2 protein-coding genes are annotated in these 2599 nt (G+C 72.1%); both read left to right on the top strand.

The features are described 5' to 3' along the window. The first annotated feature begins 155 nt into the window (after window positions 1-155). The gene (locus tag FV223_RS24940) at window positions 156-1538 is read left to right on the top strand and encodes a right-handed parallel beta-helix repeat-containing protein (protein WP_246689798.1); all 1383 of its coding nucleotides are present in this window, start codon (window positions 156-158) and stop codon (window positions 1536-1538) included. 1 nt (window position 1539) lies between these two features. Then, window positions 1540-2599, top strand: a 1060-nt coding sequence (locus FV223_RS24945; RefSeq protein ID WP_147729476.1) for a glycosyltransferase family 1 protein, incomplete at its 3' end; no start/stop codon positions are given.

Consider the following 2599-nt stretch of genomic DNA (forward strand, 5'->3'; position numbering starts at 1 on the left):
CCCCCCCCCCTTTTTTTTTTAATCATACGGCTACCACCCACATCTACACACTGCATATCCTCCGCACCGGCATCAGTGTATAAGAGACAGGTGTGGCGCCGGCTGTTCCAGCGCCGCAAGCGCCTCGCCATCGCCCGCGCCTTCGCGGAGGCCGCGTGACGAACCGCATCCGGGCGGCGGTTCTGGTCGCGCTCCTGCCGATGCTGGTGGCGGCCACCGCCTGCCAGCCGGCGGAGCCGCCGAGCCTGCAGCGCATCCTCGTCGATCCGGCGGGCTCGACCATGCCCGGTTACCGGACGGTCGCGGCGCTGTCCGCGGTGCCGTTCGCGAGCCTCGCGGCGGGCAGCGCGGTGCTGGTCAAGGGCGGCCGCTTCGATGGCGTCGTGGTCGTCGCGGCCCGCGGCACCGCCGAGGCGCCGGTGACGTTCGCCGCGGTGCCCGGCACCGAGCCGGTGCTGTCGAACTCGGTGGTGTTCGAGAACGCCGCCCACGTCGCGGTGTCCGGGCTGACCGTGCGGGGGGCCGTGAAGTCCGGGTTCATCCTGCGCCGGGGGAGCCACCACGTCACGGTGCGGGATTCGGCCGTCGACGCCTCGGGCCTCGGCATCTGGATCGGCGACGGCTCCGGGGCCGGGCATCGCATCCTCGGCAACCGGCTCACCGGCAACAAGACCCATGGCATCGCGGTCGACGTGATCAACGCGCCCGCCGACGACCCGACGATCATCGCGGGCAACACGGTCTCCGGCAGCGGCATCCACGGGATGGAGATCAACGGCTCCGGCTACGTCGTCGAGGGCAACCGCGTCCACGACAACGGCGTCGGCATGTCGGGCACCTCGGGCATCCACGTCTACGCCAAGGATGCCGCCCAGGACGCGGGCGACCGCAACACCATCCGCTACAACGTCGTCACCGGGCAGCGCGAGACCACGGGGCAGGACGGCAACGGCATCCAGGTCGACCAGTGGTGCGACGACAACCTCGTCGCCTTCAACGTCGCGACCGGCAACGACGGCGCCGGCATCAACCTGTTCGACGCCGGCCGGAACCTCGTGTCCAACAACACCGTCGTCGGCAACATGGCCGATTCCGGCGGCCGGCACGCCTACAAGGGCGAGATCGTGCTGGCCAGCGACTACACCAAGCAGGTCGGCCGCACCGTCGACAACCGCGTCCTGAACAACATCGTGGTGGCGACGCGGGCGAACGTCGCCGCCATCGCCGTCGAGGCCACGAGCACGGGCCGCGGCAACGCCATCGGCCCGAACCTGCTGCGGCACGCCGCCGGCGGCCGGCTCTACGCCTACGGCGCCACCCGCACCGACGACGGCTCGTCGCTGCCGCTGGGATCGCGTGCGCCGGACCTCACCGAGGCGCCGGCCTTCGCCGACATCGCAAAACCCTTCGCGAACGGCTTCGCGCTGACCCGCGCGCTCGCGCGCCCCGGCATCCCGCTCGGGGCGACGCGGGACCTGCCCGGCCGCCCCTACGCCCCCAACGAGGCCCCGTCCTTCGGCGCCTATCGGAGCCCCTGACATGACACTCCGGATCGGAATCGATGCCCACGTCCTCGTCGGCAAGATGCAGGGCAGCCGCACCTGGCTCGTCAACGTGGTCGGCCGCGCCGTGGCGCGCCACCCGGACGCGACCTACGTGATCTACTCCGACGACCCGGGGCGCGCCGCGACGATGATCTCCGGCCCCAACGTCGAGCACGTCCGGCTGCCGCGGGTTCCGCGGGCCGTGCGGCTCCTGGCGGTCTGGCCCTGGCTCGTCCACCGCGACCGGATCGACGCGCTGGTGACCACCTACATCGCCCCGCCCCTGGTGCCGGGCGGGCGGCAGGTCGTCGTGGTGCACGACATCCTGTTCGAGACCCATCCGTCGTTCTTCTCCTTCGGGATGCGCTGGCGCACCCGCCTGCTGACGCGGCTCGGCGCCAAGCGCGCCCGCCTCGTCGTGACGATCTCGCGCTACAGCCGCGATTCGATCGCACGGACCTACCGGATCGACCCGGCCCGGATCGCCGAGGTCCGGTGCGGGACGAGCCCGCCCCGCACCGGCGCGATCACCCGCTCGCCGATCCGCGACGGGCGCCCCTACCTGATGATGGTCGGGCGCCTTGAGCCGCGGAAGAACCTCGCGCTTACGCTCGACGCCTTCGCGCGGCTTCCCACAGGGGCTGCGCGCCTCGTGGTGGTCGGCAAGCCCGACGGCGAGCGCCCGGAGACGCTGGCGCGGCTCTCGTCGATGGCCGACGTCGTGCACGTGGCCGGGATCGACGACCGCGGCCTCGGCGACCTCTACGCCAACGCCTCCGCCCTGGTGTTCCCGAGCGCCGGCGAGGGCTGGGGCATCCCGGTGCTGGAGAGCCTCGCGCTCGGCACGCCGGTGATCGCCTCCAACGTCACCGCCATCCCCGAATCGGGCGGCGACGCGGCGAGCTACTTCGACCTCGACGCGCCCGACCGGGTCGAGCGTCTCGCCGCGCTGATGCAGGCGGCGGTCGAGGGCGCGATCCCGCTCTCGATCGGCTACGCCCAGATCCTCGGCCAGCCGCAGGGCGACGTGTTCGCCCAGGTGCTGCCCCCGGTGA

Origin of the sequence: Methylobacterium sp. WL116, from assembly GCF_008039455.1 — a bacterium.
Classification (GTDB): Bacteria; Pseudomonadota; Alphaproteobacteria; order Rhizobiales; family Beijerinckiaceae; genus Methylobacterium.